We start from the raw sequence: 22648 nt of genomic DNA on the forward strand, positions 1-22648 counted from the left end.
CGGTCTATAGCACCTCTCAACGCAATCCTTTTATTATTAACGGTAGAAAACCATCGTTCATAAGTATCGTGCGTTATTTTGTTTGTAATCCACTTTTCCTCTATTGAGAACAGCTTAGCTTCTTCCGCTTCAAGCTCCCTTTTCTTTTCCTCGACCAAACGCCTATCCTCCACCATCTTATTCTCAAAAATCCGATCGGAACTATCGCGAATAACGCGGATTGCCCTCTCTGGAATACTCATCAGTGCAAACACCTGCTGAAGCTGGTCATGTGCCTTAATCGCACTTAAATTGAGGTGTGTGGTCTTATTACATTTATAATAGTAGTAATATTTCCCGAGTTTGCCCCTTGACGGCGCACCGGTCAATAGTTTACCGCATGAACACTTCAACACACCCCTCAAAGGCATTTCTTCACTGACGACCACTTTTTCTTTTACAGGCTTCTTAAGTTTCCGTTGCACCTGCTCCCATGTGGCCAGATCCACGATAGGCTCATGTATAGCCGGGAATAAACCACCAGGATAGTTTTTAAATGGTTCTACATATTGCATACCTGCATAAACCGGGTAGCTTAAAATACGTTGAATCGCAACATTGCCTGATCTTTTAAAGCCCTTTTCCTTCGCCTGCTCCGCAATAATATAGATCGGTGTATCTTTCAGGTAGGCATCGAAAATAAACCGAACTATAGTCGCTTCCGTTTCATTGACGACTAGTTTTCTTTCCTTGCGTTCTCCAACTTTGTAATAGCCAAATGGTGGGTTTTTGTATATGTATCTGCCTTCTTTGGCTTTTGCAGTATAAATTCCACCACGGACTTTAATACTGCGGTTAATATTATCTTCTTCAGCGAGTAAAAGCTGTAATCCGGCACGGAAGAAACTCCCCGGTGTATCGTAATCAAAAGTGATCCCTTCGGTAACGCTAACAATCTGTATGCTATATGACCGCTGTAATTTTTTAACATATTCCATCGCCTCACTGGCATTCCTGCTAAAGCGATCCAATTGGTCAACAATGAGATAATCTACTCTGTTATGATGTTTGGAGATAAATTCCTGTAATTTCTTAAAATCAGGCCTATCAAATGTTTTTGCACTATGACCCCGGTCAATGAAAGTATCCACAAGCTCAACTTCGTTATTTCTTATCCACTGCCCGGTGTATAATTCCTGTCTTTCTATTGAACCGTTACTCTGCTTCCTATCACTAAAACGTAAGTATCTAATTGCTTTTTTCATTGGCTTCCCTGATTGAAATATTAACAACTATTTCCGCTATCAAATTTAGCAATTTTAATTCCAATATTGAAAAATCACCCTCACCATCTTCTATGTTATTTTTCTGTATCTCAGCCACTTCAATGTCATCCCCCATAACCACCCACCTTTCTGATAATCTCAACAAAATCCAAAAAGGGAATCGTCGGTTGGCTTATACCATAGATTTCTATCCTGACTTTTATCATTGTATCTTATTTAATAGAGAAAGGCCAACACATAGCGATGTTGGCCTTCGATAAATTAATGGGCACCTCAAATCTTTTTAAATAGGCTTTTTTACTATCCTCTTCATATATAAACGTTACGCGAACGATATGACGGGGATTGCCATGCTAAATCATCCTGTTCTTTTTGCACATAAATTCTTAACTTTATAAAAAAAAGCAACAAACAATTAAAAATCAACTCATTAATACCGAAACATCATATATGAAAAAGATTCAAATAGAGCGCCTCAATAGGACCAAAGGTGCCAAGTCAAAGAACGGTAATGAGCCAAATTTTGAAAGTGATAGGCTTACTCCGGAACAGAAAACGTTCAAACGGAGAATAGGCGAAAAAACTTACACGATTAAGGTTAAATATATTGAAGTTTCGGAAGAGCAATGGAAGATCAAGCGCTCTGCAATCGAAAGTATCGTTAAGCAAGCTTGGCTAAAAAATAACTAAGCACACTGCAATAATTCCTGTTTAATTGTACTACGCCTTGCATATAATCTAAATACACGCGGGCAGACTATATTATGGACTATTTCAAGCGGATTATCCATTTTTTTATATGCCGAAGAAAGCAACACACCCTTGAAGTCGTGTTGACTTGTTTGTTTTGGGGATGAAGAAAGGTGTGAAACTCCCACAACAACCGTTTCCTGACGGACGGTAATATGCTCCGTAATAGACTCAACTATTGCACGTTTCTGAGGAAAAAGCATCTTTGACCATTCTTTATATAATTCCTTTGCTTCTTTTAATACGTTGTCTGTAGAGGCAAGTTTTGTCCGCAAATCCTCTATTGCTTCCTCAAGTTCCGGGATTGATTGGTCAAGCTGTTTGACTTGCGCAACCAGTGGTTGGTAGATTGACGCAAAATGTTCGCTGTCCAGATCGCCACTCACTCTCAGCGGAACGAGATCGTCCATTTTTTTACGCAGCTGAGCACGTTTTTTCGCCGTAGTGCCAAGTAATGATTCCTGCTCCTTCAACTGGGCTTGGAGATCCTCCATGTAAAGTTCGGGGTTCGTATCGTTCAAATATGCCTTAACCACCTGTTGATAAATATCATCCACATCTTTTACACGCACACTGTTCTTACAGGCACTACAAGTGAATTTCTTTGCAGTACTCCGTACATACATGGAAACTCCGCACTCACACTTCACCAATCCGGCAAGCAAGTATTCTGACCTCCTACCTCTTTTTGTTCTTTTGGCCGCCTGTTCTTCCAGTATGGCATTGCATTTCTCCCAAAGACTTTCATCGATGATGGCAGGACACGGAAGCAGTATCCATTCTTCTTCGGGTTTGACAACCCACTTCCGGCCTTCGCCCGTGCTTTTAGTATAATTTGCGATACGCACACCTTTCGCTGTGGTGTCCCGTAATAGCCGATCTACAGTAGTATCCGAGAAGCGTGCGCCATTTCGGGTTCTATAACCTAACTCGTTGAGCCTACTGGCCGTTGTTTTTTTACGGCGGCAATCCAAGAATATTTCATATAGCAATTTGCGAACAGGGGCCTCTTTCTCATCAATTACCAACTCTTTATCTTCCCATTTGTAACCGAAACTAGCCTGTCCACCCAATGGTTTGCCCATCTTTGCCCGTATAGGCACTGATGCTGCAACCCGACTGGCAATTTCTTCCCGTTTCCATTCTGCCATGGCAGCGACAATTGTAAAGAATAATCTGCCAGCTGGAGTACTTGTATCTATCTGCTCCGCCAAGGAAACCAGATCAGCCCCCTCCTTTCTGAATATTTCCGCAAACTCTAAGAGTTCCTTCGTGCTACGTGCCAATCGCGCTAATTTGGAAAACACTAGGCCAGTGATACGTCCAGCCCTTAAGTCCCTAAGCATTCGCTGTGCTTCGGGGTGGTTCATTACCGTTTTTCCGGACACGGCTTCAAGCCGGTAAACCTCGGCCACTTGCCAATCTCTGGATTGCACGTAATATCTTGCCCTTTGTTCATGATGTTCAGGGCTATCGTCTTTGACCTGAAGGTCTGTGGATACCCTAATCCAAATACCCACCTGCTTTTTTCCTTCCATTATTCGGTGATTTTTTTGTTGTATAAATATAATGAAAAATGCGGTGAAGTCCAAAACAAAACACAATTAAAACACTTAAACACAGCATTTTGTCAAATTTCAACCTGTTTAAAAAGTGGAATTGCCAATCACTATTTTGAGAAGTGTTTCCTCATGATACGTTCAATTGTTGCTTTCTTGATTTTCGCTTCTTCTTCGGTAACCTGAACGTATTGCACGATAACTTTATATCTCTTTACAGATTCTTTGGTAACAGTGACTTTTCTGCCATTATTTATTCGTTTGCCATCAAGTGGAGACATTTGTTCTTCTTCCTCTTTACGAGAAGGGTTTATTTGGTCATTCATAGGGAGAGTCCTTTCTTTAATTAATAAACTCATCATTGCCCGTCAAAGGCAAGACGATAATAAGCGATGCCACAATCACGTTATCAACCCCATTAAGCATTTGATATACAGTTTATTATTTCGTATATTTGTTTTAACAACGAGGAAGTACCATGAAGATTTTTATTTATTTCTGCATCACTTCTGTGTTCTCCGCCGGGGCGTTACTTGCAGCGACTACAATGTCAGAGCCCTGGCCTTTGTTCGCTGTAGGTTTCGGTATTTGGATTCTGTTCTTTTGGTGGCTGGCGAAACACGACCGGAAAGCGGCGCGGCATAGGGAGCGTGAGCGGATGCTCGATGATTTCCTTCGATCGCAAACACGCGGTCGCAGGTAGTACTAACGTGGCGTGAGAGTTAACAGTACTGGAGCGTTTGATTTTCCGAAAGTTTTTGTGTTGCCTGGACAGGGTCTTTTTCTTTTTTGCCAGTAAGATTTTACTTTCGAGAGTATTTCATCGGTGTTTATAGGTAAAAAATCATTTTCTTTTTAGCGAGAATAGCGATTATACTGTTTCCTGTCAATAGAGAGAATATCGATTTGGGATGCGTTGAACACGATGTACTCAAACTGGCCGTCACCTAGGTTGGAAACGATGCTATCGTAACCTGCCGCAACCATCTTTTCATGCCCATAATCACTGTTCAGGGCGTCCCACATCTCGCCCAATTCCCCCAAGCTGATTTCATCATATATTGTCTGGAGGGCCGTCCGGTTATCCAATTTTTCTCCCGAGAGAATGTCCCAAATCAGAGATGCCTGGCTTTCTTCATTGAAAATCGACAGCATTCTTAGGTCAAGTGTTTTCTGAATGTCCAAATGGGCGGTGATGATCGTGTCGCCGAATAAGAGTGCATTTTCTTTTTTGTCGGCAAAGAAGAAACCGTGGACGGTGTTGTCCCATCCTGAATTGGAACCACGGCAGTGATCTTCGAATCGTTCAAAGAATGCATGGGTACCGTGATAAAACGGCATATTGGAAGGGATATCCAACTTTTGGTACTTATACATCTATTTCCGGGTTTATGGGTTCTTTGAAAGCGGCCAGTTGCTCGCCAATCGGATAGTTGGCGACAAGCATCTCGGTCTTGGTTTTTTGGTCGCCGCCTTTGGCATTGACCGATACTTTCTGCCTCACCGACCATTTCTGCCAGCCGAATTTTTTGATATACCGCTGGAGCGGCGGCGAGGGATAGGACGAGAGCAGGAATTTGCCTTTAATCCTACTGAGTAGGTACAACAATTCTTCATAATCCTGTTCGCTGTAGCCGTCGTAATGTCCCAAATCCGAATTATAGTAAGGAGGGTCACAGTAAAAAAAGCTGTCGGGCGTATCCCGGCTGGCGATGACATAGAGCGCATCGGCACATTCAAGCTGACATCGCTGCAGCCTTGCTGCCAGTACTTTGGTGAAGCCGTCACGTTTGGCATTGAACCGTTTGGTCGTGGTGTTCGAGGAAATATCGAAACCCCAGCTGCCATCCAGCATTCCCGCAAAAGATTGCGAACTGAGTATCCAGACAGCCCATGCACGTTTGATATCCGTGAATAAATCGGGATGATTGTAGACCACCCAAGCTTTGTCATGGAGGTCACGGCTATGGAGGCTGGTCCTGACTTCCGCCTCAAGCGAGGTGAAATCCTCCTTGACAACCCGGTAAAAGTTGACAAGCTCGCGATTGGTATCGTTAATCACCTCGACCCTTGAAGGGCGTTTAGCAAAAAATATTGCAGCTCCCCCGACGAAAGGTTCACAATATAGCGTGTGCTTAGGTATAAGCGACACGATACGTGCGGCGAGTTTCTGCTTCCCGCCATAGTAGCTGATAGGTGTCCGTAGTCTGGTCATTTTCGTTCGTGGATAAAAAGGGTCAGAGAATATCGTTTATCGTAAAGTCCATAGGATTGCCGTCCACCAGCAGCGTAACACGGCTCCTGAGCCCCGGCTTATCCATATCCAGTACGGGAAACCGCTTGCCATTGAGGTGGTAGTGCGGTGCTGATGGATTTAGGTTGAGCGTGGCGTAGCCGGATGCCCTGATCCGGTCTACACGTTGGAATAGCTTTTTCATACAAATTATCTTAATGGTTCCCCCGTCATGGGGTGGTCTGCGGGTTGGAAAAGGCGTGGTGGTCTGCTGCGCGGGCGGTAAATGCCATCGGGTGGGGCGCTGCAGACCTCCACGCGTGGGTGCCCGAAGGTTTGCGGGTGACCATGGCGACGAACGCACCCAGCGGTAGCGTGGTGCTCGGCGATGTGGGCGTCCGCAGTCCTACAGGGCAAAGGGTATCACAATCCTATGTCGATTTCGATTGGGTTTGACGGTCACCTTCCGCGTTTCGGGCCGGTGTCCACTTCGGGTTCCTGTTCCCACGGTTGGGCCTTGCCATGCTGTCCGTTGTCCCGCTTGGCCGTTTCCTTATCGGCTACCTGTTGTTCCTGCCCCTTTGATTTGGCCTTTTCGGGGAATATGGTTTCATTACGGATTTCCACCATGTCCTTATCGTAGATATCAATGGTCTTCATCTGCGGGTTGGCAGCTATCGAGACGGGTACGTTTTTCCTTCCAAGGGTCAAGGTGGCATCGACATAATTCCCGTTACGAAGCGCTTTCATGGCCTCTCCCAATTTATCAGGGGTATCCAATCCTTTCAGGGGGTATTTAGCGAGTGCTTCGCCAAGGTCATACCCGTACTCAGGACGGAAAGTGCGCAGGGGGTGGTTACCGAACGCATCGGTGACATCAAGGTTAATGCTGAACCAAAGCGGTGTTTTTTCCTGCGCACGGACGGGCTCCTGACCGGGTACCGCTTTTTCGCGCAGGTATACTTCTTTTTCCAAGGACATTCCCGAGAGCAGTCTATGTGCCTGGTAGGCCGTGATACGGTGATCCCGTTCGAGACTGAGGGTCTGCGCTACGGCTTTGAATTCGCCTTTTTTATTAAGCAGCACCGTATAATCATTGAGGAAATACATATCGCTTTGCTTCGACCGGTTGAAGTTCAGCGTGAAAGCAAGCCTGTCCGTCCGCGGGTCATCCATTTTTTTGCTGTCCACCGGCCTGCGCATCGTCTCGATACCAAGGCTGAAAGCGGGCAGTTCGCGCCTGATGGCATCTTCCATCAGGCCGTTTAATTTAACGCCGAAACCGAGTCCTTCGAGTGTCTTCTTGAGGTACTCCAGATTGTTTTCGTTCATGTCATTTGAAATTAATGGTGATAAAATCGGATTATTAAAATAAAGTCATCTGCTCCCGTGGCGGCCGCTTATGGCCATTCTCGATGGCGAGTTCCTCCGCAATGCCCGTAACCAGTTCTTCAATGGAGGTGTAATCGGTGTCTTTAAGGGCCTCCGTGTAAAAGAAATACGAGCGGTAGCCCGTCCCGCTGATGATTTCGGATTCGGCGCGGTACTCGATGTGGCTTACCAACGGGTCCCGCTGGTCGTCTTCTTTTTTATCCGGCCAGTAGAACCGGTAATCAACCTTTACCGGAAAACCGAAGACCCTGATTTCAAGGAGCGTATTCCGCTTGAATTGTTCGGGTATCATAGTGTATTGATTGGGTTGTCCCCATCCCGGTGGCGTCCGACAAGTAGGACCGAAAAGGACACGCATCCCTTCGGTTTGACGGTACGGTAGGTGGACCGCATACCGGTGACCTTGCGGAATCGGTGCAGGGAAAAATTCGGGACAGGGACGTTGAAAATACTATTCCTGTAGATGATCGTTACCTTATGGTTATGCAGGAAAAAGGAGGCATCCCTCCGCATCTGCCAGAGCGCTACTTTACAGTCCAGTACCCTGCCGCAGAGGTCGTCGTCGAAAACGCCGACTGTCCTTGCGTTGGGGAACAGGGTTTTCAGTTCCAGCATCCGGGATGCCGTGGGCCATAACCCTATGGCGGTAAAAACGTTGCTGCCCGGCCTTTCAAGGAGTTTGGGGTGCAGTTGGCAGAAACATAATGTATCCATAGCCGTATGGAACAGGAAATGCTGCCGCGCCATTGAAGGTTCCAATGTGCCTGCGGTGCCTGTAAGGCTACATCCATCACTACCGATCCAAGGTGCGAAATATTCCAGTACCCCGGTATCGATGTATAGTGGCAATGGCATGGGTTACTACCGGAACCGCCATTTACCGAGGCTGCGGCTATGCTGGTTCTTACGCTGGTTGTCCTCCACGTCTTTTCCCGTTCCCTGTTGACGCTCGTGCATCTCCTGCATGGCTTTTTTGTAGCCCTCGGTGTAAGGGTCTTTCTGTTCCGTCCAGCTATTTGTGATATTGCCAAGCCCACGCAGGAGCAGGTAGGATATACCGCCGTCGAGCAATAGGGAAAAGACAAGTGCCGACCTGTTGGAGGTTACACCGCTCCGGCTGCTTGCCCGCCGCTGCAATAGCGTACCGTCTGACAGCTCGATTACGCTGCCGTCCCTGTAGTGTTCCTTTTGCAGTTCGGTCAGTGTTTCCCCGTTGACCTGCTCGGGTATCTGCACTTTTTCCGGGTCGGAGGAGATAAACTCCCGGGTTTGGGGATCGTATTCAATCAGCCACGACCTTTTTTTCCCATCGGGTGCCTGATAGGTCTTGAGCACATTCGTCAGCGCTCCCCGCTCCAGTTGGTCGGCCTCGATATCGATCAGCAGGGGATGCTTCTTGGTTTCCCGGTAGATGGGATGCAGCTGGACGGTTACATGACCATTGGGCATACGCTCCAGCGAGAGCTTGGCATCGATTTTCCTGATATTGATACCGTCGGCGTGGAGGTTATGCAGGGTGATGAGTTCGGTGCGGTGCCCCCCGAGCAGGGCATCGATGTCCTCGCCGGAGAGAATGGGTTTCCCGTTCTGGATGAGACCGAGTTTGCGGAGTTCCCCTATCGGGAGATCGCTTTCCTGAAATTGATTGTCCATAATTAATCGTTTTTATTTGTTTACGTTATTTTCGATGAGGGTCCGGAGGAACTTCAACGGATTGATGTATGTCCCGTTCCTTTGGATGGCAAAATGGAGGTGCTCGCCCGTGGCGCGTCCGGTCCTGCCTGTCACCCCCAAGGGATGTCCTGCGGCAACACGTTGCCCGCGCCTGACCACCGAACCTGATAGGTGGCCATATATGCTATGCACACTGCCGTGGTCGATGCGGACATAGTTGCCCAATTGCGGCTGGTACCCGGTGGCCGTTACCGTCCCTTCCATGATGGCGTGGACCACCTGCGCACGTGCAGCCAGATCGACTCCGTTGTGGAAATCCGGCCTTCCGGTCACGGGGTGCGTACGCCAGCCAAAGCGCGAAGTAATCCGGTAGGTATCCAATGGCATGCGGGTCTCCGTTTGTGCGGGGATATGCTTTTTTGGCTCCAACCATCGTTCGGTAACCGGTACCACCGGTCCGGGCCGCGTTGGCCCGATTGGATTGGGTACATTGTACCCGGACAACAACGGCTGCGCGGCTGAGACATGGCAAAGTAGCAACTGGACGAATGAGAGGGCAAACCATAGCAGATACAACCCGTGTTTGGTCATCGTCCGGCTCCTTTCTCCCAAAACCGGTCCCTGTCCTGCGGGAGAGTGAGTTCCAGCCTGCTGGATAAAGGGGTCGTGGCGAAACGGAGGACCTGTTCGTTTACGAGTGCCATGCCCAGCGCCTCGTAGTGCTGGCGCGGCGTGCCGTTTTCCAGAATCATACTGATGCGGAGCAGGGTTTTGAAATCCTGCGGCCCCATTTGTTTGAGGGCATCCATCAATTCGCGGAACAGTTCGCTGTGCGGCTTGAGTACCAGTAACGCATCGGTGTCATAGAGCGACCTGCGTCCGTCCGCGAAACTGACCTCTATGACCTCGTTGTCATAACTCACATGGGAGACCGTGCCGAGCTGCCCTTGCCTTTCGGCGGGGTCGGTGGTGAGGTGCGGATGCACAAGTACGGGTTTGTCTATTAAATCTTTCATGATGGGATGTGTTTTTGACGAATAGATTATTTCCTGAATCCGGGGCGCATGGAACCATGACCACGCTGCGGGGGCCGGGGTGGTGCGGGTGGTTTGTACCGGGTCACGATATGCTGCACCTCGGTATTGATGCGGTGGAAGTTCTGAAGCAGGATTTCATCCTTCCGCCCCCGGAAGTCGTAGAAGACGGGTAGCTCCCGGTAGGCTTCTTCCTCGGCTTTGATGGCCTTCAGGTCGAGGTCAACACGGCAGTTCACCGCGGAAGTCTCAAACTTGCCCGTGTATTTATCCACGGCGTCCGATGCGAGGATGCCGACCATCTCGCCAGCTTTAAGGGAAGCGATTTTCCCTGCGGGTATGAGCGGTTCGAGGTTTTCGTTGATGGTCAGGGACGTTTTCGTCCGGTCGATGGCGATGCTTTCCCCCTGCTGTTTGACCTTTCCGAATAGGCGTTCCATCCATTCGAGGGTATCCTTGTCCCGGACGGAACCACTGAGGATGTTACCGACGATGGAGGTAATGGTTGCGGCGGTTTCCTTACCGTACTGCTGCTTGAACATCGTCAATTCCTGCACTCCCAATATGGCGCTCACGCGATTGCTTCTCGCCTGGGAAATGATGTTTTCGACACGGTGCATATACAGGGTAGGTGCTTCGTCCACCACGAGTCCCACCGGAATATTCCCCCTTGAATTGACCAGCCTGCTGATCCGGTTGATGACGACCGAATAGGACGCCGAGTTGATGCTCTGTGTATTCGGGTTGCTGGCAAGCACCAATATGGAGGGTGCTTCGGGGTTACTGACTTTCAGATCGAAATCGTCACCGGAGAAAACCCAGAAGGTCTCCTTGGTGGCCAGGCGGCTGATGAAAATCTTGAGGGTACCGACCTGCCCTTCGAGCTGGTCAAAGGCACGCGCCTTGTACGCGGTCATAAAGGGCGAGAGCAGGGATTGGAGTTCTTTATTGCTGAACAGCACCGTAAATATTTCCTCGTATGAACGGTTGAGGAAGGCCAGCACATGCGGGAAGCTGGAATACTTCCCTTCATCGTACTTGCTGAAAAAGTAGATACAGGCCGCGAGGAAATTGATGGCGGACTGGGTGAAGAACTGGTCGCTGCCACCCGATTTATCACCTTTTTTCATGGCTTCCACGAGCCCCTCCGCGGTTTCCGAAGCATCGGCTAGGGTCTGGAGGTAATCGCTGCGCCACGGATTGACGCGCCTGCTTCTCTCGGGTTCATTCAGGTTGATCACATGGAACTGGAAATCTTTCAGTTTCCCTTGCTGTTTACCGAGCAGGTAGTGGTAGTAGGCCACTTTTCCGAGATCGGGGAACTTGAAATCGAATATGCAGAGTGTCCACTGCAAGGCAACAAGCTGGCGGATAATCGGCATGAAAACCGAGAAACTCTTACCTGATCCCGGTGTGCCTACGACCAACGCGCCGCGGAATAAATTCTCAAGTACGATGAATCCCTTGCGTACTTTCCGCTTATAATAGAAGAGCATTGGGATGTTGACCGCGTAGGGCGTGGTCTTGGGTTTGGTAGGCTGCATAAAAGATTCCTCTTCCACGTTCCAGCGGTCCTTGCCCAACCGTGAGCCGATGATTTTGGATACGTTGTCCATGGCAACGTGCAGGAGCAGTGTCCCGGTGACGGAGCATGCGATGTAGCCCAGATCGTACCAGCTTGTATAAGGGATGGGCCAATGACCGGACCTGCCATAGCACCAAAGGCTTGCCATCAGCAATACCAATCCAGCGGCGAGGGGATAGGCGATGGCGCTTTTGGGATTGAGGTCCTTTTCCTTGCGGCTAAGTGTCCCGATGGATACCAGACAGATCAGGACCAGTGTAAACAGTTTACTGTTCAACGGGAAATCATAGATTGCAATCCGCGCCATGCGCGCGAGGAAGTGGGAAAGCCCGTAGCGTTCGCTTATGGGGCTGATGATAACCTTTTCAGCGTAGATGAACATCAGGACATCGATGGCCACGGATAGGTATATCGCGAATTGCAGGAAGCGGTGCATCGCTTGCTGTTCTTTGGTTTCATCCATAAATGATGTGGTTTGAACGGCCGGAAGCCAAGCCCACGTTTCCGTGGATAAATGGAAAAAGATTGGGGGCTATTAAAGCCCCCTCCCCGGTTTCTGTTGCTGGTCGGGTCTGTCTACTATAAACCCGATCCGTTCATCGACGGTGAATACGATGACTTTTGAAATCCTATCATGGGTCATTGCCCAATCAAGTGCCTCCCGCTGGACTTCCGGTATCCCGGTCGCATGAAGCTGATACATTTCAAAAATGTCGACGACTTCCGCGGCATCCATTTCGAATAATTCAATGTCACCGCGTAATTTATCCACCACCATGTCAGGGGGGATTAGCATCAACAGGGCATCCGTGTTGTAAAGGCCGATTACGTTATCCTTGAACCTGACGTAGGCGAGACGGCCTTCGCCGACGAGATGGGTAATGGTTCCCATATGTCCCTGCATGTTCACGGGATCGGTGGTGAGGCCGGGATGGACCATGACCACGGTTCCTTCCAAATTTTCCATAATCAATACATCAGGCGTTAAAAAGTATCAGCCCGGAGGATATCCTTGTACCTTATCTTCAAGGTTATCGTCCTGCCGGAAATCTGCTTTTCGGAGAGTTCGACATTCAGCACCTTGTTTTCCGGGAAGGTGACCTTTTCCAATACATAGATGTTCCGGTAACTCCGCTTGAATGTCCCAAGCGGGTAAAGCTGCCAGACGGGTTTGATTTCGATGGACTGCACGTTGGTAGCCTTGGTTATCTTTCTATCCTCGATCTTGAAACGTATCTCGTCGATATCGTATATGAGGTTGGTCGTATTGAGGTAAGTGATGTCCAGCAGTACGAGGTCACCGACCGTGTAAACGCTGTTCAGCCGGGCGTGGATACCGTAATCGCTTGCCTTGCTGACAGGGGATGCATTGCGCGAAGCAAGTAGCGAAATCGCGTGTCGGCGTAGTTCGGGGGTAGTAAGTTCCACCGGAACGTGGAGCGGTTGGGTGTGATGGGGCAGTATGCGGAAGCTGGTGGTCAGTGAACCACCCGATACGGTCCGGTTTGCCCGGAGTCCGTATTGGGCCATGAAACTTTCGCCGATGACCGTGACCACCCCGAGGTCATATGGTGGGCCAGCGTTTCCCTCTACGGAGTCAGGTAGCCATTTAAGCCGCAGGACGTTGGGTTCGGGAAGGTCGCCCACTACCCCATGCGTTGAAATGTCAACGTAACGGATGGGTTCGGGTGAGATGATGTGCAGGGAGCTACGGCCATCCATGACGATGCCGGGCAGTTCGCTGCGGTAGGTCCGGGTATTTTGCTGTGCGTAAAGGTGGGTCCCTGAGAATATCAGGGACAGGATCATGATGAATGTCTTCATTATATGTGGGTTTTAATAGTTGCTTTGATTGTTTCGGAGTTCCTCGGGGTCAATCAGGTAAACGAGCGTGTTGTACTTTATCTTGGCCTTGTTCTGGCGGATGACCCTGCTTACGGCGGTACTTGTCGATTGGAACATCTTCTGCAGCATGCTCATGACCAGCTGGCTGTTGTTCTCGGCCGCCTGCTGGAGGGAGATTCCCTGACCGGCACCGCCGCCGAGGTCACGTGTGAACTCCCTGAAGGCCGAGGCGGGAACGTAAAGCCCCGGCAATCCGTCATGGTCATAGACCTCCAACGTTACCGGGAGGATATGCTGCCCGTTCATGATGGAAGTGACCGTGAGGTTGACGCGCTGTCCGGTAAAGCCGGAAACCTGTGCGTAGATATAGGTTCCCTTTTTAATAAGGAAGCGCCCGGCCATCATGTCGTCAAGCAGGCGGATGCGGAGCCTTGATCCGGCGTATCCCTTTATATCCTGATCGACGATGGCCGTGATGGGAGTTTCTTCGTTTTCGGGCTTTACCGTGTTGAATACCGCGGCCGGGCCGGATACTTTGGTGACATCGAGTTTGCTGGCCATGGCTTCCCGCTCCTGCTGGGCGTGCAGCTCGGCCTGCCTGATGCGTTCCTGTTCGGCACGGTATTCGGGATCGTTCGCTTTCGCCATGCTGTCGACCATTTCCATCTGCTGCCGGAAGAGTTCCATGGGGTCGGGCTGATCGGCCCGGACAGGTGTTCCGGGCTTCTGGGAGGAGGGTTGGCCTACGGCAGCGAGCGCTTCCTGCAACGCTTTTTCGTGGGGATCGCCCGAAACCGCGGGCAGTTGCGGGTCTGCCGCAGAGGGAGGTTCCCCGGTTAGCGGACTGCCGTATCGTGCTTTCATGGCACGGTCGATGGAGTCCAGCATACGGCGCTCCTGTTCGTTATAAAGGGTATTGGGGACTTCGGTTTCCACCTGCTCTTCCCCGATATGCCCGATGGCGGTATAACCGTCGCCCTGCCGGTACTGGTCACGGTAGGCTTCCAGTTTGTCGGACAGGGTGCGGCTCCGCACCTGTTCGGATACCCCGGCCAGATCGGTTTGCAGGGATTCCCTGCCCGCGTGCGGGGTCCGTTCCTTACCGAAGCTGCTCTTGTATATGTAAAAGAATATGCAGAGGAATGGTAACACGATGAGCGGTATGACGTACCGCGGTTTTCTGAAATCTATGGTCATGGTTCACTGTTTTTGTTTTCGGATATGTTTTGCTGCAAGCGCTCGTAGCGTTGCAATGCTTCGATGAGCCGGACGCTATCGGCCGTTCCGAGGCTGCCCTTTTCGATGATGGCCTGTATCTCCTGCTGTATTCCGGAAATCTCCCGTAGCGTTCCGTATGTGCGCACAATCCCACCGATGGAACGGCCCGCGCTGCTTGGCGGAGGCTGTGGAAGGGCCGCCAACCCCGGTGGCGGACCCGGGCGCATGACGGTAAAGGCGACGATACCTGAAACCAGGATGCAGGCGAGCATGGCGGCAAGGGCATGCAGGGGGTGCCGCTCTACCCATAATCGGAAGCCGTTGCCCAACTGTTGGATACCGAGGCGGACGTCCCGGCCCTGACCGGCATCCGTATCGGGATTAGAAGGTGTTTTTCTGTACATGTCGGATATCTTTGTTTTCGAGTGTCTTCCATCCCGTAATCAGTACGGCATGGGGGTTGTTTTCAGAGCGGATTTCGAGGTCGTTGAGGTAGCCTTCGGTAACCAGCGAGCGCATGATGGCGGAGCTGCGGCGATCGATTTTCTGTGTTCCGTAGTAGCGGAAGTAGCGTTTGGACATATCGATGAGGATGCTGTCGGTGCGGATGGTCAGTACGGCACTGGAGGAAAGGATGGAATTGAAAAAACCCTTTTCCTTGAGGTTGTTGTACTGGAGGGCACCGCTCTCATCGATCAGGTACATCGCCTGCCTCATCTGGTATTCGATGAACTTGTCGTCGGGTGTCAATGAGAAAAAAAGGCGATGGAAACGGCCCACATGCGAGCGGTATTCGGCTTCGCGGTTCATCTGCACATCGGTCTGCCTTGCGGGCATAGGGACGTTTGCGGCGTCCATGATATAGATGCTTTTCCGTGCGTCCACCACCTGCCTATAGGCAAAGAAGGATACGCCCAGCACCATCAGCACTGCGGCGATGAGGCTGCCCGCCGAGAGGAACGTAGCGAGTTTCACTTTGGTTTCTATGTTCTTGATGATCATGTGTGTTTTCTATTTTTTGATTCCCCTTGTCAATACCCTGCCGAGCATGCGCGACATGCCCGAAGCCCCCCTGCCCATGGTGGATGCTGCCGATGAGATACCGGAGGTCGAGATAATCCATGTGGAGATGCTGGGGACGGTGAGCATGGTCAGCGCACCGATGATGAACGTGCCGATGACCATGCCGAATGACAGGATTCCATTGCCGGCGAACCAGCTTAGTTTTTCGATGTCCGGGCCTGCCGTTCCGACCAGTTCCTGATAGCGGGTGATTTCGGCTTCCATGGCGTATTGCTGGAAAAGCGAGGATACGTACAGGACAAGGTAGGCGATGCCGGAATACAGGTTTACCGATATGAAGCGGGCTATCCAAGTGCTGAAGGAATCGCGGAAAGCGGGCAGGATGCTTGCTGCTACCGAGAAGGGGCCAAGGATGATGAGTACCGTCGAGAAGATGATCTGGATGATGAAGATGACGTATACGCAGATCCTCAGCAGCCATACGGCAAGGGTTTCGAGGAGGGATGTCATCAGGAGCTGCCAGCTGACCTTGAGCCGGTTGCTCATTTCCACGATGGGGTTCCATACCGCGGCGAATCCCTCCTTTACCGAAGACTTGACGGACTCCCAGGACTTTTCGTACCACGTATCGGCTTCGATCCTTGCGGTTTCCGTCTCAGCCTCCACGGTGAGCAATTGGTCGGTGATGTCCACCATGAGTTTGGCCCGCTGTAGGCGGAGGTTGTTGACCTCGGTCTGGCTTCCATCGAACAGGGCCTCGGTCTTTGCCGATACGATGTCGGTGGGATACGCCACCACGCGCGTGAAGATGGGCCACCAGAGGATGACCATGACCAGCCCGAATGGCCGGAGCAGGGGCATGATTTCCAGCTGCTTATCACCCGCCATCATCTCGTAGATCTTGATGGCGAAAAAGATGAGCATAAAGATGGCGCTGAGCGCCTGTGCATCGGCAATGAAGGCATCGTAGTGTGTCCAGATGGTATTCTTCATCTGCCTGAGGAAGTGCATCATGCCTTCCTCGTAGACGCCGTTCCCCTGTAGGAAGTTGAAGGTATCCTTAAAGGAGTCCGGCACGCTGACGGGCTGCCCCTGCAACCCGAAGCTGCCCGTTAGTAGATTCGTAAGGTTCATTTTGCTTGTTTTTAAAGTTTCGATTTCCGGAGGACGTCGTCGGCAATCCGTATGTCCGACCTGCCCGGTATAACGCTGACGGACTGTGGGAATCCGCGGATCTCCCGGTTGGCCCGCGCCAGTTTGAGGTACAGGCCGGCACGCTGCTTCTTTGCTTCCCATATCGATCGGAGCTGGCGGTATTCGCCGAGCATGCGGTGGTAGGCCATGATGCGCGAGCCGCGGTCGATATCGGCGGTTCTTGCCCCTGCCAGCCGTTCAGCCAGTGCCGTGGATTCCTCAAGGTACCACTCCAGTGCGCCTGTACGGGTAAGGTAATCCCGTACTTCGGCGGTGCTGCCGTCGAGGGCATCGCCCCCCTGTCCCCCGGTGAGTGGCCGGAACTCGTTGCTGTAATAGAGCAGCCAGAGCGGATCGGCCGCGGATACGGCACCTGCATGGTTCGCCAGTTCGGTGACGGCGGTACGGCGTAGGGTATCCGCATGTTTTTTGTAGGCTTCCTCGGTGCTCTTCATGGCGGACACGAGCAGCAGCCGGAGTGTCTGCGGACCTGACAGGCTGAGGGGACGCCTGTCGGTCCGGGGGTAACGGGGATGCAACGCCCATGTGATCCAATACTGGTAATTGAGGCTTAGGAAGCCTCTTTTTGGGGTGAATTTATCGCGGTCCCACTGTTTGAAGACCATGCGTTCCTGCTGGTTGACGATATGTTTGTCGGTCTGGTATTTGACGGTCTGTGCCGACGCTTCCGTCAGGAGCAGCAGGCAGAGCAGTGGCCATATGAAAAGGTGCATGTTCATGGTCAATTGTCATTTAGTGAATTGATGTTGAAGATGATGCCGTCCACCAAGCGTTTGTCCCGGTTGACGAACTGGCCGTAAGGGTTGAGCGTACGGAATATCCCCTTGAATTTTGCGAGGTACATGGATCGGTGCATGCTATATGCGAGTGAGCGCATGACACGGAGTTCGAGGACGATTTTGCGTAGCAGGGCATCGCACTTTCCGTAGTCCATCAGTACGTTCTGCCCCTCTTTGAGTACGAAATCGGAAACTTCCGCCACGAGCGCCACCCCACGGTCCTTCATCTGCCGGGCAACGCCTTCGGCAAATAGCAGCAGATGGGGTGCATCCCTTGCCGTCTGTACCATTCCGTTGCATTCGCGGATGATCTCGCTGCTAATACGGCCGATCTGCTGGACGGTCAGCCCGGATTTCAGGGCTTGGTCGACTTCGGTAAGGGAGCGATAGATCATATCCTGTACAGCGACCACGGCGCTTACATTGATATTGATGTCATCCAGACGCTCCCTGATGGTCTTCAGGTAGCTGTTGTGGGCAATCTCGGCAGTAGAGCGGACAGCGGCGTTCGCGCCCACGATGGCTAGGTGCTTGCTGTCGTAGATGATGGTAACGTAACTCTGCGCATTGGCAAAAGACGTTCCCAGCACGTTCATTGCCAGTAGCAGCAGGGCTGTCTTCATGGTGTTCATCGGCGGGTCTGTTTGAGTTTGTCTAGGATGTTGTCTACCAGCTGGTGGTCACGGTTGACGTATCCTCCGAAAGGATTCATGGATGGGTTTTCGTGACTCCGGCCAGCATGGTACATACTGGCCGCAAGTCCCCGTGAAGTCCCGGCAATCAGCCGGAGTTCCGTCAGCACGTGGCCGAACAGGAGCCTTCGGTCGGATGCCTTCATCTGGTTGACGTCACGGATACTGATGGCCAGCGCGTAGAGGTAGCGGCTGAGCCGGTATGCCCTGTCGGCCAGATCGGCCTCCGCCCCGTATGCCAGGGATATGAGCAGCGGGTCCTGCCCTGCCAACCTGACGATGGATGCCTGCTGTTCGACGATTTCCCGTATAATCGGCGCGGCCTGCAAACCGATCCGGGTCGCATCGATGGCGAGCCCGATGGTGTGGAACCGGCTTTGCAGCGTGCGGTACTTTTGTTTAAGCGCATCCATTTTCGAGCGGTTGACTTCTTCGTTTGCCGAGGCAACGGCCTGCCTGTTCCGGGCGGTTGTCTGCCGTTCGTACTCGTCTTTGCTATGCTGCACGAGCTGGTGCAGCAGTTCGACGTTCAGCTGGGCGTAGCCACCCTTGGATATCCCTGTCAAAAAGAGAAAGGCAATGAAAATAAAGGCTCTCATTGCTTTAGGTATTTGGCGTTCCTGACGATGTCGTCGGCAATGCGTTTGTCGATGTTGATGAAGCCCGCATAGGGGTTCAGCGAATTCAGGATACCGCGCTGCTGTGCCCAATACATGGATCGGTACATGCCATAGGCCACACCCCGGAGAATGGTCAGTTCGGTGACGATCCGGTTCAGCAGCTTGGCACGCTCGCCCGAGTCCATGAGGTTATCGCGACCGCCGCGGGTGACGAAGGAGCCGACCTCGGTGGCCAGTGCCGTTGCCCTGTTTTTGAACTCCCGTGCGCCTTCCTCTGCAAAAAGAAGCAGTGCGGGGTTGCTGCGGGCGATATCCGTTGCCCTTCCCACGTCCCGGATAATGTCGGTCCCTATGTCTGCGATATCCTTTATGGCCAACAGGTTGCGTACCGCTGAGGACACCTCGCTGAGACCTTTGTAAATCTTGTCCTGCAGGTCATTGACGATGACCAGCTGCCCGGTTACGGCAAGCTGCCCGCGCTGGATGAGCGTAAGGTTATCATTCGTGGTGTTGAGTTGGCCGTTGATGACGGCAGCATGTGCGCCGGTGGCGGCAGCCACTGCGGGGTCGATATAAATCTGGGCATGCAGGTGTACCGAAAGGAATACCATGCCCATAAGGGTGGATAGTGTTCTCATTGCAGGAAAATCTGTTATGTGTTAATGGATGGATTATTTTCGGACACCAGCGGTTGGCCGGATCTGTTGACCGCCGCGACGAATGCACTTAGTTTGAGGCCGCTGGCCTGCATATCGCTGACGAAAGCTTCGAGAGCCGTCTGGTAATCACCATGTGCCCTGACGTAGGCCAGTACCGCATTTTTCTCGGGCTTCTCGGTGGTGTAGCATAGATACTGGTAAAGCGAGACTTCCACGCCGTAGACTTCCCCGGTCGATCCCCGGCGGATGTAGACCTCCTTGAACCTGCCGCGCCCGTCCTTGTTTTCAAGTTGGTTGATGGTGAAAATCTTGCGCCGCTCGGTCTCGGTGATGGAGAGCAGCTTGGCGATGGCGTCGTAGTTCTCGCGGAACTTGTTCTGGTCGAGCAGGCATATCGTGTCCGAGTTGGCGATGATACTGTCCTTGACGATCGGGTTGCCCAGGATGTCGCCCAGCTCCTGGGTGACCACGATGACCTCGCCCCAGAACTTCCTGACGGTCTTGTAAAGGTAAAGGATGTATCCGGCCATCAGGGGGCTGGCAATTGCCTTCCATGCCTCTTCTATGATGAGTGCCTTACGTTGCGAGGTGCGGTGGCGCATCTTCTGTAGGAAGACGTCCATGATGATCAGGGTCACGATGGGGAACAGGGTTTTGTTCTCCTTGAGGTTGTCGATCTCGAACACGATGAAGCGTTCGGAAAACAACGAGGAGTCAGCGTCCTCGTTAAGCACGGTACCGAATTCCTCACCGGTGTGGAATTTGCGTAGCACGTAGCGGTATTCGTCAAGGTCGAAGGTGATGGCCTCCTGTTCGGTAATCTCCTGTATCCGTTCCACCGAATAGGTGTAGAAGGAGTCGAAATCAAGCCTATCGGGCCTGCGCGGGTTCTGCGGGCCGGAATCGAGCCAGAAGTACTCGTAATAGTAGGACGAGAGGACATTGGACAGCACGGTATCCTCGATCTGGGAAAGCTGCCCCTCCGCACCTTTCCAAAGCAAGGCAATCAGGGTCTTTAGGAAATCCTTCTTTTCAAGGTTGAACTCCTTCTGCGAAATGGCAAAGGGATTCATCGAAATGGGCTTTTCCTCGGTGTAGGTGATGTATTTGCCGCCATAGTAACTGCAAAGCCCGGAGTAGGAGTCCCCGGTGTCAACGATGACCACGTCCATGTTATAGCGGCAGTACTGTTCAACCAGCGCATTCATGAAAAAGGATTTCCCCGACCCCGACGGCCCTAAAGTGAACCTTGACCGGTTGTTGACACGTCCGGTCCGCATGGGTAGATCCGATGGGTCGATTGCAACCGGCAGGCCCTGCCTGTCCGTGAAGCGTATCAGGAAGTCCGAGTCCTCGTCGGTCTGTAGGGATTCCTTGAAGAGGAGGCAGACAGCGGCATCGGAGGTGGTGAGGAACCAGTCGTACTTTTTGAGTTCCACGCCCCCACCCGGCAACGCTGTCCTGAACAGTTCCAACTGATTATAGGCGTTGCGCGAGGGGATGATCCCTTGCTGGAAGAGGGCAGCTTCGATGTAGTTGGCCGCTTTGCCGATCTTCCCTTCATCGGCACAGAGGACGATGTTGTAGTGGGCGTTCACGAGCAGCTGGTTCTCACGTGCCACATCCACGAGCAGCTGGTCGATGTCTTCCACGCACATCAGGTTTGCCGGATCGGGCACGCCCGAGTGCCGCTTGCGCTTGAGTTCGAGTTTATTGAGCGTTACCTGCTGCCCGGGTATTTCGATCAGCTGGTTGTAGATGATGCAGCGGTAATCGGGGACACCGTGCAGGAAGAAGAGGTTGTCCACCGGGAAATCCCGGAGGGTGCGGCCATCCTGCCGCTGCGAATAAGTACCCACTTCGCCGGGCAGGTCGATGGTGTCGGTATCGATCAGGCTGATGCTCCGCACGGCACGGTCGCCCATGCCGAGCTGGCCGTCGCCTGTGAGCAGGTTGTCCAGCACGATGTTTTCCGATGCGAAGTCCATGGACAGCACGCGGGATGCGTAGGTTTGGATCTCCCGTTCGCTGAGTCGGTACGGCTGCAGTCCCGCCCCGTGGAGCAGGTCGGCCAGTTTCTCCATGTGTTGGCCGAAATCGGCCAATGCCCGGGGGTCGTGGACGTAGAAGGCCCCGCGTTTGACCTGCCGGGTGATGGTGAGGTAGGTGGTGATGGCTGTATACTCCCTGCCGTGGAAGTGCTCGTTGTACTTCTGCCCGAGGAATTCGGTTGCCGCAGCCGCCTGATAGGTTTTCCGGGAGAAGATATCCTGTTTCTGGATGATGTATCCTTCCCCGAGTATCTTGATCAGGTTGAGCAGTACGCCGTGGTAGGCGGTGTAGGGTTCCGGGTCGGCCCCGTACTGCATGACGGGGTTGCGGATGTGGAATACAGCGGAGAAGTCGCCCCGTTCGCCATAGAGCAGGGCTTCCCCCCGATAGTGGTCTATGCCTGCGTAGGGCATGCGGAATGCCGTCTTAGGGTGATGTGTCTGCATAATTCTTTTTGAGGTGTACGGGATGGATGATCGTGCCTTTACTGCGGGTTTTGTCGTGGAGGCCGTCCTTCTGGCGATGGAAGGTGAAAGTGAGCCCACCGGCGATGGCCAGGATGGTCACCAGCCCGCCGAGGTACATGTTGGTGAGTGCGCCGGTCAGCCCGCCGCCGACCAGGCCCATTGCCAGCGATCCGATACCCCAGCCGATGAACTTACCCTTGAACCCCCGATATACGAGGGGCTTCTGAAGCCCCTTGTATATGGAGAACCTGCGTATCATCAGACGCCGAAGAAAGCCTTGATGACCACCGATACAAGGACAAGGAAGAGGCAGGAGCCGCCCCACCCCATCAGCTCTTTATTGATATCGTTATCGCCCGAGTTCCACTTGATGTAGACCCGGACGCCGCCGATGATGCCGACAACGGCACCGATGGCCAGTGTCAGTGTCGAGACGGGGTCGACGTAGCTGGTGAGCGAGGATGTCGCGGCGTTGATACCTGTGGTACCGCCACCGGCCTGTGCGAGGGCGGATTGGACCGCGGCAAGGATAAGTACCGCGGACACGGACATTTTCTGGATTCGTGATGTCATTGGATGAAAATTA

The 22648-nt window shown here is 52.2% G+C and carries 29 protein-coding genes and 1 pseudogene; 3 read left to right on the forward strand and 27 right to left on the reverse strand.

Annotated features, from left to right (window positions below; all coding sequences use genetic code 11):
• Positions 1–455: 455 nt before the first annotated feature.
• Together NGM62_RS22165 and NGM62_RS03325 are read right to left on the reverse strand one after the other, a co-directional pair.
• Positions 456–1244: pseudogene (locus NGM62_RS22165) on the reverse strand (recombinase family protein); the annotation flags it as partial.
• Positions 1228–1380, reverse strand: coding sequence for a hypothetical protein (locus NGM62_RS03325; protein ID WP_262245776.1), 153 nt, complete (start codon positions 1378–1380; stop codon positions 1228–1230). The gene NGM62_RS03325 and the pseudogene NGM62_RS22165, both read right to left, overlap by 17 nt.
• Before the next feature lie 335 nt (positions 1381–1715).
• On the opposite strand from NGM62_RS03325, the gene NGM62_RS03330 reads away from it, so the two are divergent.
• Positions 1716–1955 carry a hypothetical protein gene (locus NGM62_RS03330; protein ID WP_262245778.1) on the forward strand — a complete coding sequence of 80 codons (240 nt, stop codon included), beginning with the start codon at positions 1716–1718 and terminating at the stop codon, positions 1953–1955.
• Here NGM62_RS03330 and NGM62_RS03335 read toward each other — a convergent pair.
• Positions 1952–3553, reverse strand: a complete 1602-nt coding sequence (locus NGM62_RS03335; protein ID WP_262245780.1) for a recombinase family protein — start codon at positions 3551–3553, stop codon at positions 1952–1954. The genes NGM62_RS03330 and NGM62_RS03335 overlap by 4 nt on opposite strands.
• A gap of 131 nt (positions 3554–3684) precedes the next feature.
• The gene (locus NGM62_RS03340) at positions 3685–3936 is read right to left on the reverse strand and encodes a hypothetical protein (protein WP_262245782.1); all 252 of its coding nucleotides are present in this window, start codon (positions 3934–3936) and stop codon (positions 3685–3687) included.
• 185 nt (positions 3937–4121) lie between these two features.
• On the opposite strand from NGM62_RS03340, the gene NGM62_RS03345 reads away from it, so the two are divergent.
• Positions 4122–4277, forward strand: a complete 156-nt coding sequence (locus NGM62_RS03345; RefSeq protein ID WP_262245784.1) for a hypothetical protein — start codon at positions 4122–4124, stop codon at positions 4275–4277.
• A gap of 152 nt (positions 4278–4429) precedes the next feature.
• On the opposite strand, the gene NGM62_RS03350 is transcribed toward NGM62_RS03345, so the two are convergent.
• From NGM62_RS03350 to NGM62_RS03360, 3 genes are read right to left on the reverse strand one after another with little or no spacing between them, the layout of a single operon-like run.
• The gene (locus NGM62_RS03350; protein ID WP_262245786.1) at positions 4430–4951 is read right to left on the reverse strand and encodes an ADP-ribosyltransferase-containing protein; all 522 of its coding nucleotides are present in this window, start codon (positions 4949–4951) and stop codon (positions 4430–4432) included.
• Positions 4944–5789 (reverse strand): DNA adenine methylase, encoded by an 846-nt coding sequence (locus NGM62_RS03355; protein WP_262245788.1) that lies wholly within the window; start codon positions 5787–5789, stop codon positions 4944–4946. Before NGM62_RS03355 ends, NGM62_RS03350 begins: the two co-directional genes overlap by 8 nt.
• A gap of 22 nt (positions 5790–5811) precedes the next feature.
• Positions 5812–6012, reverse strand: a complete 201-nt coding sequence (locus NGM62_RS03360) for a hypothetical protein (RefSeq protein WP_262245790.1) — start codon at positions 6010–6012, stop codon at positions 5812–5814.
• Between the two features lie 32 nt (positions 6013–6044).
• Here NGM62_RS03360 and NGM62_RS03365 point away from each other — a divergent pair, with 32 nt between their 5' ends.
• Positions 6045–6263 (forward strand): hypothetical protein, encoded by a 219-nt coding sequence (locus tag NGM62_RS03365; protein ID WP_262245793.1) that lies wholly within the window; start codon positions 6045–6047, stop codon positions 6261–6263.
• Between the two features lie 3 nt (positions 6264–6266).
• Here the strand turns inward: NGM62_RS03365 and NGM62_RS03370 are convergent, their stop codons facing one another.
• From NGM62_RS03370 to NGM62_RS03465, 20 genes are all read right to left on the reverse strand, one after another.
• A complete protein-coding gene (locus tag NGM62_RS03370) occupies positions 6267–7139 on the reverse strand; it encodes a hypothetical protein (protein WP_262245794.1) in 873 nt (290 codons plus the stop codon).
• A 34-nt stretch (positions 7140–7173) separates the two neighbouring features.
• The gene (locus tag NGM62_RS03375) at positions 7174–7491 is read right to left on the reverse strand and encodes a hypothetical protein (RefSeq protein ID WP_262245795.1); all 318 of its coding nucleotides are present in this window, start codon (positions 7489–7491) and stop codon (positions 7174–7176) included.
• Positions 7488–8054 (reverse strand): hypothetical protein, encoded by a 567-nt coding sequence (locus NGM62_RS03380; RefSeq protein ID WP_262245796.1) that lies wholly within the window; start codon positions 8052–8054, stop codon positions 7488–7490. The genes NGM62_RS03375 and NGM62_RS03380 overlap by 4 nt, the downstream gene beginning before the upstream one ends.
• Before the next feature lie 6 nt (positions 8055–8060).
• Entirely contained in the window at positions 8061–8852 is a 792-nt protein-coding gene (locus NGM62_RS03385) for a DUF3945 domain-containing protein (RefSeq protein ID WP_262245798.1), read from the reverse strand.
• Positions 8853–8864: 12 nt separating this feature from the next.
• On the reverse strand, positions 8865–9464 hold the full coding sequence (locus NGM62_RS03390; RefSeq protein WP_262245800.1) for a M23 family metallopeptidase: 600 nt from the start codon (positions 9462–9464) through the stop codon (positions 8865–8867).
• Complete coding sequence (locus NGM62_RS03395; protein ID WP_262245802.1) at positions 9461–9889, reverse strand: hypothetical protein; 429 nt, start codon at positions 9887–9889, stop codon at positions 9461–9463. Before NGM62_RS03395 ends, NGM62_RS03390 begins: the two co-directional genes overlap by 4 nt.
• Positions 9890–9915: 26 nt before the next feature.
• Positions 9916–11955, reverse strand: coding sequence for a type IV secretion system DNA-binding domain-containing protein (locus NGM62_RS03400; RefSeq protein ID WP_262245803.1), 2040 nt, complete (start codon positions 11953–11955; stop codon positions 9916–9918).
• A 72-nt stretch (positions 11956–12027) separates the two neighbouring features.
• A complete protein-coding gene (locus NGM62_RS03405) occupies positions 12028–12459 on the reverse strand; it encodes a hypothetical protein (RefSeq protein ID WP_262245805.1) in 432 nt (143 codons plus the stop codon).
• Between the two features lie 17 nt (positions 12460–12476).
• A complete protein-coding gene (traN, locus tag NGM62_RS03410; RefSeq protein WP_262245807.1) occupies positions 12477–13316 on the reverse strand; it encodes a conjugative transposon protein TraN in 840 nt (279 codons plus the stop codon).
• Positions 13317–13328: 12 nt separating this feature from the next.
• Positions 13329–14534 carry a conjugative transposon protein TraM gene (locus NGM62_RS03415; RefSeq protein WP_262245808.1) on the reverse strand — a complete coding sequence of 402 codons (1206 nt, stop codon included), beginning with the start codon at positions 14532–14534 and terminating at the stop codon, positions 13329–13331.
• Positions 14531–14959 (reverse strand): hypothetical protein, encoded by a 429-nt coding sequence (locus NGM62_RS03420; RefSeq protein WP_262245809.1) that lies wholly within the window; start codon positions 14957–14959, stop codon positions 14531–14533. The genes NGM62_RS03415 and NGM62_RS03420 overlap by 4 nt, the downstream gene beginning before the upstream one ends.
• Positions 14937–15557 (reverse strand): conjugative transposon protein TraK, encoded by a 621-nt coding sequence (traK, locus tag NGM62_RS03425; protein ID WP_262245811.1) that lies wholly within the window; start codon positions 15555–15557, stop codon positions 14937–14939. Before traK ends, NGM62_RS03420 begins: the two co-directional genes overlap by 23 nt.
• 9 nt (positions 15558–15566) lie before the next feature.
• Positions 15567–16712 carry a plasmid transfer protein gene (locus NGM62_RS03430; protein WP_262245813.1) on the reverse strand — a complete coding sequence of 382 codons (1146 nt, stop codon included), beginning with the start codon at positions 16710–16712 and terminating at the stop codon, positions 15567–15569.
• An 11-nt stretch (positions 16713–16723) separates the two neighbouring features.
• Entirely contained in the window at positions 16724–17512 is a 789-nt protein-coding gene (locus tag NGM62_RS03435) for a hypothetical protein (protein ID WP_262245815.1), read from the reverse strand.
• 2 nt (positions 17513–17514) lie between these two features.
• On the reverse strand, positions 17515–18204 hold the full coding sequence (locus tag NGM62_RS03440; protein ID WP_262245816.1) for a hypothetical protein: 690 nt from the start codon (positions 18202–18204) through the stop codon (positions 17515–17517).
• Positions 18201–18863 (reverse strand): hypothetical protein, encoded by a 663-nt coding sequence (locus NGM62_RS03445; RefSeq protein WP_262245817.1) that lies wholly within the window; start codon positions 18861–18863, stop codon positions 18201–18203. Before NGM62_RS03445 ends, NGM62_RS03440 begins: the two co-directional genes overlap by 4 nt.
• Entirely contained in the window at positions 18860–19522 is a 663-nt protein-coding gene (locus tag NGM62_RS03450) for a hypothetical protein (RefSeq protein WP_262245818.1), read from the reverse strand. The genes NGM62_RS03445 and NGM62_RS03450 overlap by 4 nt, the downstream gene beginning before the upstream one ends.
• 14 nt (positions 19523–19536) lie before the next feature.
• Positions 19537–22041, reverse strand: a complete 2505-nt coding sequence (locus NGM62_RS03455; protein ID WP_262245820.1) for a TraG family conjugative transposon ATPase — start codon at positions 22039–22041, stop codon at positions 19537–19539.
• Positions 22022–22321 (reverse strand): DUF4133 domain-containing protein, encoded by a 300-nt coding sequence (locus tag NGM62_RS03460; protein WP_262245821.1) that lies wholly within the window; start codon positions 22319–22321, stop codon positions 22022–22024. The genes NGM62_RS03455 and NGM62_RS03460 overlap by 20 nt, the downstream gene beginning before the upstream one ends.
• The gene (locus tag NGM62_RS03465) at positions 22321–22635 is read right to left on the reverse strand and encodes a DUF4134 domain-containing protein (RefSeq protein WP_262245822.1); all 315 of its coding nucleotides are present in this window, start codon (positions 22633–22635) and stop codon (positions 22321–22323) included. The genes NGM62_RS03460 and NGM62_RS03465 overlap by 1 nt, the downstream gene beginning before the upstream one ends.
• Positions 22636–22648: the final 13 nt, after the last annotated feature.

This window comes from Parapedobacter soli (assembly GCF_025460835.1).
GTDB lineage: Bacteria > Bacteroidota > Bacteroidia > Sphingobacteriales > Sphingobacteriaceae > Parapedobacter > Parapedobacter soli.

Excerpts from the sequence above, each read along its gene's own strand:
- NGM62_RS03465 (WP_262245822.1), bottom strand. The coding sequence starts at position 22,635 with ATGACATCACGAATCCAGAAAATGTCCGTGTCCGCGGTACTTATCCTT.
- NGM62_RS03330 (WP_262245778.1), top strand. The coding sequence starts at position 1,716 with ATGAAAAAGATTCAAATAGAGCGCCTCAATAGGACCAAAGGTGCCAAG.
- NGM62_RS03390 (WP_262245800.1), bottom strand. The coding sequence starts at position 9,464 with ATGACCAAACACGGGTTGTATCTGCTATGGTTTGCCCTCTCATTCGTC.
- NGM62_RS03430 (WP_262245813.1), bottom strand. The coding sequence starts at position 16,712 with ATGAACCTTACGAATCTACTAACGGGCAGCTTCGGGTTGCAGGGGCAG.
- NGM62_RS03420 (WP_262245809.1), bottom strand. The coding sequence starts at position 14,959 with ATGTACAGAAAAACACCTTCTAATCCCGATACGGATGCCGGTCAGGGC.
- NGM62_RS03355 (WP_262245788.1), bottom strand. The coding sequence starts at position 5,789 with ATGACCAGACTACGGACACCTATCAGCTACTATGGCGGGAAGCAGAAA.
- NGM62_RS03445 (WP_262245817.1), bottom strand. The coding sequence starts at position 18,863 with ATGAGAGCCTTTATTTTCATTGCCTTTCTCTTTTTGACAGGGATATCC.
- NGM62_RS03360 (WP_262245790.1), bottom strand. The coding sequence starts at position 6,012 with ATGAAAAAGCTATTCCAACGTGTAGACCGGATCAGGGCATCCGGCTAC.
- NGM62_RS03345 (WP_262245784.1), top strand. The coding sequence starts at position 4,122 with ATGTCAGAGCCCTGGCCTTTGTTCGCTGTAGGTTTCGGTATTTGGATT.
- traK (WP_262245811.1), bottom strand. The coding sequence starts at position 15,557 with ATGATCATCAAGAACATAGAAACCAAAGTGAAACTCGCTACGTTCCTC.
- NGM62_RS03325 (WP_262245776.1), bottom strand. The coding sequence starts at position 1,380 with ATGGGGGATGACATTGAAGTGGCTGAGATACAGAAAAATAACATAGAA.
- NGM62_RS03455 (WP_262245820.1), bottom strand. The coding sequence starts at position 22,041 with ATGCAGACACATCACCCTAAGACGGCATTCCGCATGCCCTACGCAGGC.
- NGM62_RS03335 (WP_262245780.1), bottom strand. The coding sequence starts at position 3,553 with ATGGAAGGAAAAAAGCAGGTGGGTATTTGGATTAGGGTATCCACAGAC.
- NGM62_RS03405 (WP_262245805.1), bottom strand. The coding sequence starts at position 12,459 with ATGGAAAATTTGGAAGGAACCGTGGTCATGGTCCATCCCGGCCTCACC.
- traN (WP_262245807.1), bottom strand. The coding sequence starts at position 13,316 with ATGAAGACATTCATCATGATCCTGTCCCTGATATTCTCAGGGACCCAC.
- NGM62_RS03370 (WP_262245794.1), bottom strand. The coding sequence starts at position 7,139 with ATGAACGAAAACAATCTGGAGTACCTCAAGAAGACACTCGAAGGACTC.
- NGM62_RS03340 (WP_262245782.1), bottom strand. The coding sequence starts at position 3,936 with ATGATGAGTTTATTAATTAAAGAAAGGACTCTCCCTATGAATGACCAA.
- NGM62_RS03395 (WP_262245802.1), bottom strand. The coding sequence starts at position 9,889 with ATGAAAGATTTAATAGACAAACCCGTACTTGTGCATCCGCACCTCACC.
- NGM62_RS03415 (WP_262245808.1), bottom strand. The coding sequence starts at position 14,534 with ATGACCATAGATTTCAGAAAACCGCGGTACGTCATACCGCTCATCGTG.
- NGM62_RS03350 (WP_262245786.1), bottom strand. The coding sequence starts at position 4,951 with ATGTATAAGTACCAAAAGTTGGATATCCCTTCCAATATGCCGTTTTAT.
- NGM62_RS03385 (WP_262245798.1), bottom strand. The coding sequence starts at position 8,852 with ATGGACAATCAATTTCAGGAAAGCGATCTCCCGATAGGGGAACTCCGC.
- NGM62_RS03375 (WP_262245795.1), bottom strand. The coding sequence starts at position 7,491 with ATGATACCCGAACAATTCAAGCGGAATACGCTCCTTGAAATCAGGGTC.
- NGM62_RS03400 (WP_262245803.1), bottom strand. The coding sequence starts at position 11,955 with ATGGATGAAACCAAAGAACAGCAAGCGATGCACCGCTTCCTGCAATTC.
- NGM62_RS03440 (WP_262245816.1), bottom strand. The coding sequence starts at position 18,204 with ATGAACACCATGAAGACAGCCCTGCTGCTACTGGCAATGAACGTGCTG.
- NGM62_RS03460 (WP_262245821.1), bottom strand. The coding sequence starts at position 22,321 with ATGATACGCAGGTTCTCCATATACAAGGGGCTTCAGAAGCCCCTCGTA.
- NGM62_RS03450 (WP_262245818.1), bottom strand. The coding sequence starts at position 19,522 with ATGAGAACACTATCCACCCTTATGGGCATGGTATTCCTTTCGGTACAC.
- NGM62_RS03435 (WP_262245815.1), bottom strand. The coding sequence starts at position 17,512 with ATGAACATGCACCTTTTCATATGGCCACTGCTCTGCCTGCTGCTCCTG.
- NGM62_RS03380 (WP_262245796.1), bottom strand. The coding sequence starts at position 8,054 with ATGCCATTGCCACTATACATCGATACCGGGGTACTGGAATATTTCGCA.